This window comes from bacterium, assembly GCA_020440705.1.
Lineage (GTDB): Bacteria > Krumholzibacteriota > Krumholzibacteriia > LZORAL124-64-63 > LZORAL124-64-63 > JAGRNP01.
This window is the reverse complement of record JAGRNP010000141.1, coordinates 2,752-8,719: the sequence shown is the minus strand read 5'-3', so window position 1 is coordinate 8,719 and position 5,968 is coordinate 2,752. Positions and strand designations below refer to the sequence as shown.

3 protein-coding genes and 2 rRNA genes are annotated in these 5,968 nt (G+C 68.4%); all 5 read left to right on the top strand.

From position 1 onward, the window contains the following. Positions 1–451: ribosomal RNA gene (locus tag KDM41_15700) — 23S ribosomal RNA — on the top strand; the annotation flags it as partial. Positions 452–574: 123 nt separating this feature from the next. Then, positions 575–691 (top strand): 5S ribosomal RNA (gene rrf / locus KDM41_15695). A gap of 165 nt (positions 692–856) precedes the next feature. Then, positions 857–3,139, top strand: a complete 2,283-nt coding sequence (locus KDM41_15690) for an acetate--CoA ligase family protein (protein MCB1184871.1) — start codon at positions 857–859, stop codon at positions 3,137–3,139. 9 nt (positions 3,140–3,148) lie between these two features. Beyond that, positions 3,149–4,930, top strand: a complete 1,782-nt coding sequence (gene sppA, locus KDM41_15685) for a signal peptide peptidase SppA (protein ID MCB1184870.1) — start codon at positions 3,149–3,151, stop codon at positions 4,928–4,930. Between the two features lie 106 nt (positions 4,931–5,036). After that, a partial coding sequence (locus KDM41_15680) for a hypothetical protein (protein ID MCB1184869.1) occupies positions 5,037–5,968 on the top strand: 932 nt, incomplete at its 3' end.

The window sequence follows — 5,968 nt, the reverse complement described above, 5'->3', positions numbered from 1 at the left end:
TAACAGGCTTATCTCCCCCAAGAGTCCACATCGACGGGGAGGTTTGGCACCTCGATGTCGGCTCATCACATCCTGGGGCTGAAGAAGGTCCCAAGGGTTTGGCTGTTCGCCAATTAAAGTGGTACGCGAGCTGGGTTTAGAACGTCGTGAGACAGTTCGGTCCCTATCTGCTGTGGGCGTAGGAGTTTTGAAGGAACCTGTCCCTAGTACGAGAGGACCGGGATGGACATACCTCTAGTGTACCAGTTGTCACGCCAGTGGCATGGCTGGGTAGCTATGTATGGCAGGGATAAACGCTGAAAGCATATAAGCGTGAAGCCCCTCCTAAGATAAGAACTCCCGGGCTTGTCCCCTAAAGGCTCGAGGAAGACGACCTCGTTGATAGGCCGCAGGTGTAAGCGCAGTGATGCGTTCAGCCGAGCGGTACTAATAAGCCGTGCGGCTTAATCATCTCTTTCTCTTCTCGAAGAGAAAGGGTCAAGCGTGTGTGAAGCACGTCTCAAGAACTACTCTCCATATTCAGTTGTCCAAGGACAACGTCGGCCCGGGTCGCGAGACCCGGCCGACCAGGTCTTTCGGCGGCGATAGCGCGTGGGCACCACCTGTTCCCATTCCGAACACAGAAGTGAAACTGCGTAGCGCCGATGGTACTGCAGGGCTGCCCCTGTGGGAGAGTAGGACACCGCCGAATTCTCCAAAGCCCCCGACCTCATGGTCGGGGGCTTTCTTTTTGAATTGCGCCCGACGGTCATACCGTCGGGCTTTTTTGTTGGGGCCGGCCCGGCCGCCTCGTATCTTTGACCCGGCAACGGGGCGGTCGCTGGGCCGCCGGTACTCCCGGAAGGATGGTGGCGAGGTGGAGCGAGGGCGTGTCGACGAGGTGCTGCGGCGAGGCCTGGACCGCGGGGGGCGATTGAACGAGGACGAGGTCTATGGGCTCCTGCGGGGGGCAGGCATCACTTGTGCCGCCACGGCGGCCTGGCAGAGTGGGGACGAGGCAGGTTGGGACGCCTGGTGCGCCCGGGCGGCCGGACTGGCCGACGCCGAGGGGCGTCTGGTGCTCAAGGTGCTTGGACGCGCGATCCTCCACAAGACGGAATTGGGTGGCGTGCGGGTGGTGCAGGCCGGACCGGGCGGTGTCACGGCGGGTCTCGTGGCCGAACAGGGCCAGGCGCTGTTGGCGGCCGTCGCCGCGGGCGGGGCCGGTGACGCCGGCGAAGGTCTGCTGGCCACCGCCTTCGTGCCCCACGGCGCGAACCGGCCCGGCCAGGAGGTCCTGCTGAGCCTGCGGCAGGATCCGGCCTTCGGCCCCTGTGTGGTGGTCGGCATCGGCGGCACGCTCACCGAGTGGTACGGGCGGGCCGCGCGGGGCCCCGAGAGCCCGGGCAGCACCCTCGTCCTGCCCGCGGCGGGGCTGACGGCGGACGCGGCGGCCCGGGCGGTGGCGGCCCATCCGCTGCTGGCGCTCCTGTGCCTGCCATCGCGTCTGTACCCGACCCCGCCCGTCAGCGCGGACGTCCTCGGCGCCGCCATCGTGGCGCTGGCGGAACTGGGCACGTACGCCGCGGCCGACGGCACGGCGCCCGCCTGCCTCGAGGAGCTCGAGATCAATCCGGCGGTGGCCAGCGGCGGCGGGCTCGTGGCGCTCGACGGTGTCGCGCGGGTGAGCGACCGGCGGCTGACGGCCCCGGTGCGCAGCCGGGACCGCATCCCGGCCCTGCTGGCGCCGCGCAGCGCGGTGGTCCTGGGCGTGAGTGCGCAGGGCAGCAATCCGGGCCGGGTGATCCTCGACAACCTCCTGCGGTCGCGGGGCGTGCCGCGGGACGCCCTCTGGGTGGTCCACACACGGGAAACCGAAATCGCCGGCGTGCCGTGCGTGCCGGACGTGGCGAGCCTGCCGCGCAAGGTGGACCTGGCCGTGGTCTCGATCCCCGCCGAAGGGGCGTTGGCGGCGATCACCGCCCTGGTCGAGGGCGATCGGGCCGCGAGCATCATCCTCATTCCCGGGGGCTTCGCCGAGGCCGGCGAGGCCGAGCTGGCCGGACGCATCGAGGCCGTGCTGGCGGCGGGGCATGCCCGTCCGGGCGGGGGGCCGGTCATGGTCGGCGCCAATTGCCTCGGCATCGTCAGCCGCGATGAGTACAACACCTTCTTCCTGCCCGAGTACAAGCTCCCCTTCCGGCCCGGTCGCGGCGGGAACCTGGCCCTGGTCAGCCAGTCGGGGGCCTATCTGGTCACCTTCGCCTCGAACTACGACGGCCTCATCCAGCCGCGCGCCGCGATCTCCTACGGGAACCAGATGGACCTGACGGTCGCGGACTTCCTGGAGCACTTCAACGATGAGCCGCAAGTCGATGTGATAGCCTGTTATATCGAGGGCTTTCGGCCTGGCGACGGGGCGCGTTTCGGGGAGGCGTGCCGGCGGGCGCGCAGGGCCGGCAAGCGGGTCATCGTCTTCAAGGCCGGCAAGACGGCCCTGGGGGCGCAGGCCGCGGCCAGCCACACGGCCAGTCTGGCCGGCGACTACGCCGTGGCCCGGTCCTGCCTGGTGCGGGCGGGGGCGGTGGTCGCCGAGTCCCTCGACGAATTCGAGGACCTGATCAAGACCTTCACCCTCCTGGCGGGCCGACCGGTCCGGGGCGTCCGCACCGGCATCATCAGCAACGCCGGATTCGAGTGCTCGACCGTGATGGACCGCCTCGAGGGCCTGGAACTGGCCCGTTTCAGCGACCGCACCCGGGCCCGCCTGGACGAGGTGCTGCCGTCCTTCGCCCATCGCAGCAATCCCATCGACTGCACGCCCATGACCGCCACGGCGGCTTTCTGCGCCAGCTGCGAGGCGATCCTGGCCGCCGATGAGGTGGATGCGGCCATCCTCAGCGCGGTGCCGGTGACGCCGGCGCTGGACAACCTTCCGGCCGATCCGGAGGGGCGCCACGGGGAGAATCTGGAGGCTCCGGGCTCGCAACCCCGTCTCATGGTTGACATTATTGCGGGTTCCGCTAAACCTGCCGTAGTTGTGGTCGATTCCGGAAGAATCTACGACCCCATGTGCCGGCTGATCGAACGGGAGGGGATTCCCGTGTTCCGCAAGATCGACCGGGCGGCGCGCGCGCTGGCGGCTTTTTGCCGGAGTTAGGATCGACTGATGAAGAAGTTCTGGATCGTGTTCGCGCTCATCGCCGTGTTCGTCGGCGGCGGGTTCGGGTTCCTGTGGTACGCCGTGAACTCCCTGGAGGAGCCGGCGGTCCACGTCGACGGGGGCGTCCTCGTCTGGCAGGTGGCGGGGAGCTATCCCGAGGAGCGGGACGACTCGTTCTGGGGCCAGATCCAGTCCCCGGGCGAGATGACGTTGTCCGAGGTCGTGTTCAGCCTCTACCGCGCGGCCGACGACGATCGCATCAGCGGCCTGGTCATGGACCTGCGGAACCTGGGCTGCGACTGGGCCAAGGTCGATGAGATCAGCGACGCCATCACGGCCTTCAAGGCCGCGGGCAAGCCCGTGATCGCCTACTTCGACGGGGCCGGCACCCGCGAATACGCCCTGGCCAGCGTCGCCGACGAGGTTGTCGCCTCGCCCGAGGCGAACCTGATGGTGCTCGGCATCTCGGCCGAACTGACGTTCATGAAGGACACGCTGGACAAGCTGGGCATGGAGGCCGACTTCGTGCACGTCGGGGCCTACAAGTCGGCCCCCGAGCGCATGACCCGCAGCGGGGCCAGCGCGGCCAACCGCGAGATGATCACCTCCATCGTCGACGACCGCTACGACGCGCTGCTCGGCGTCCTGGCGGACAACCGCGGGGTCTCCCGCGACGTTGTCGCCGGCTGGGTCGACAAGGGCATGTACGACGCGCCGGGCGCCCTGGCGGCGGGCCTGGTCGACACGATCATGTACTATGACGACGTCTTCGACGTCCACTTCGCCGACGACGAGGTCACCCATCTGGCCGACTACCAGCTCGATCGCCCCAAGCGGGTGCACACGAGCCACAAGGTCGCCGTGGTGCACGTCAGCGGCGTGATCATGCCGGGCGAGAGCCGCACCGACCGCTTCCAGGGCCAGCTGGCCGGTTCGGACACCGTCGTCGAGCAGCTCCTGTCCGTGGGCGACGACGACGACGTCGACGCGGTGGTGCTCCGGGTCGACAGCCCGGGCGGCAGCGCGCTCGCGAGCGACCTGATCTGGGACGCCATCCGCCGGGTCCAGATGAGCAAGCCGGTGATCGTGTCCATGAGCGGCCTGGCGGCGAGCGGCGGTTACTACGTGTCGTGCCTCGGCGATTCGATCTTCGCCGACGCGGGCACGCTGACCGGTTCCATCGGCGTGTACGCGGGCAAGATGAGCCGCACCGCCATGTACGGGAAGATCGGCATCAACCGCGAGTTCATCACGCGGGGCGAGAACGCGCTGCTCTTCAGCGACGAGGGCGGCTTCACGCCGGCCCAGCGCGAACTCTTCCAGACCCAGATGGACGACTTCTACGAGCGCTTCCTCGGCAAGGTGGCCGACGGGCGCGACATGTCCCGCGACGAGGTGCACGCGGTGGCCCAGGGCCGCGTCTGGACCGGTCGGCAGGGCCTGGAGATGGGGCTCGTGGACGGCCTCGGCGGCCTGCGCCGGGCCATCACCTCCGCCAAATGGATGCTCGGCCTGGGCGCCGACGACAAGGTCGATCTCGTGACCTTCAGCGAGCCGCTGACCTTCTTCGAGCGCATGCTGATCAAGAGCCTCCGGGACAACGGCGTCATGGCCCGTTGGGCCGGGTCGGCCGTGCCCGCCGGCGTCTGGGGGACCGGGGCCGCGGCGGGGCTCGACGCGCTGCCGCTGCTGGTCGAGAGCCTGCGGCGGGATGGAACCCTGGCGGCGGTGGCGCTGTTGGACGGTCGCCCCGTCGCGATGATGCCGTACGCGATCACCTGGCGCTGACGACCACGACGAACCCGGACCGGACGCCCCGCGGCGCCCGGTCCGTTGCAGCCCGATCCGTCCCGACCGGCCCGCCGGTCCCGGACGCCAAGGAGTGGTGACAGGAATGGACCCCTTCCAGGACGAACCGCAGCAGGGTGGCGGTGGCTTCGACATCATGGGGCTCGTGCGCGCCTTCTGGCGCCGCAAGCTCCTGTTCTTCGTGCCCTTCATCCTGTGCCTGTCCATGGCGGCGGTGGCCATCAAGACGATGACGCCGATCTACGCCTCGACCGGCCAGATCCTGATCAAGTTCGAGGGACTGAACAGCCGCCTGCTCACCGATCCGAGCAACCGGTTCGGGCGCCCGCAGTACATCGACGCGGTGGCCTTCCAGGAGATGAACATGCTCCTGACGTCGCCCGACTTCCTGCAGAAGATGGTCCTCGAGCTCCGCCTGCAGGACGCCCTGCGGGAAGAGGCCCAGAAGGAAGGCGAGCCCCCCCTGACCGACGAGCAGGCCATCCGCAAGGCTCGCGGCAAGCTTGCGGGCATGGTGCGCCTGAAGCAGGACGGCCAGCGGCTGTTCAAGTTCGAGGTGCGGGACCCGGATCCGGAGCAGGCCTACCGGCTGGCCTCGTTCATCCTCGATCGCTTCGTCGAGGAGTACCGCGAGACCCAGACCGCCTCGAGCACGTCGATGCGCGACTTCCTGCAGCGCCAGCTCGAGGTGTACAACACGAAGCTCGCCAACGCCGAACAGGCCCTGACGGAGTTCCAGGCCTCCATCGCCTCGGAGGCTCTGGTCGACAACCCGATCAACGCCAGCAACCTCGGCTACGCCCAGGCGAGCGTGCAGGCCCTGCGCGAGCGCTACGACGGCACCGATGCCCGCGAGCTGCAGGACCTGACGGCGGGCGTCTCCCGCCTGCTCGGCAACGTCCCGAACGTGTCGCGCTACCGGTCCGACGACATCATCCGATCGACGGGCCAGGAGATGGAGAACCTGGGACTGGAGAACCAGCTCTATTCGCCGAACTCCCGCGAGTCGCGTGACGT

Bases quoted from the DNA above. Each gene is read 5' to 3' on its own strand.
- sppA (MCB1184870.1), top strand. From the start codon at position 3,149: ATGAAGAAGTTCTGGATCGTGTTCGCGCTCATCGCCGTGTTCGTCGGC.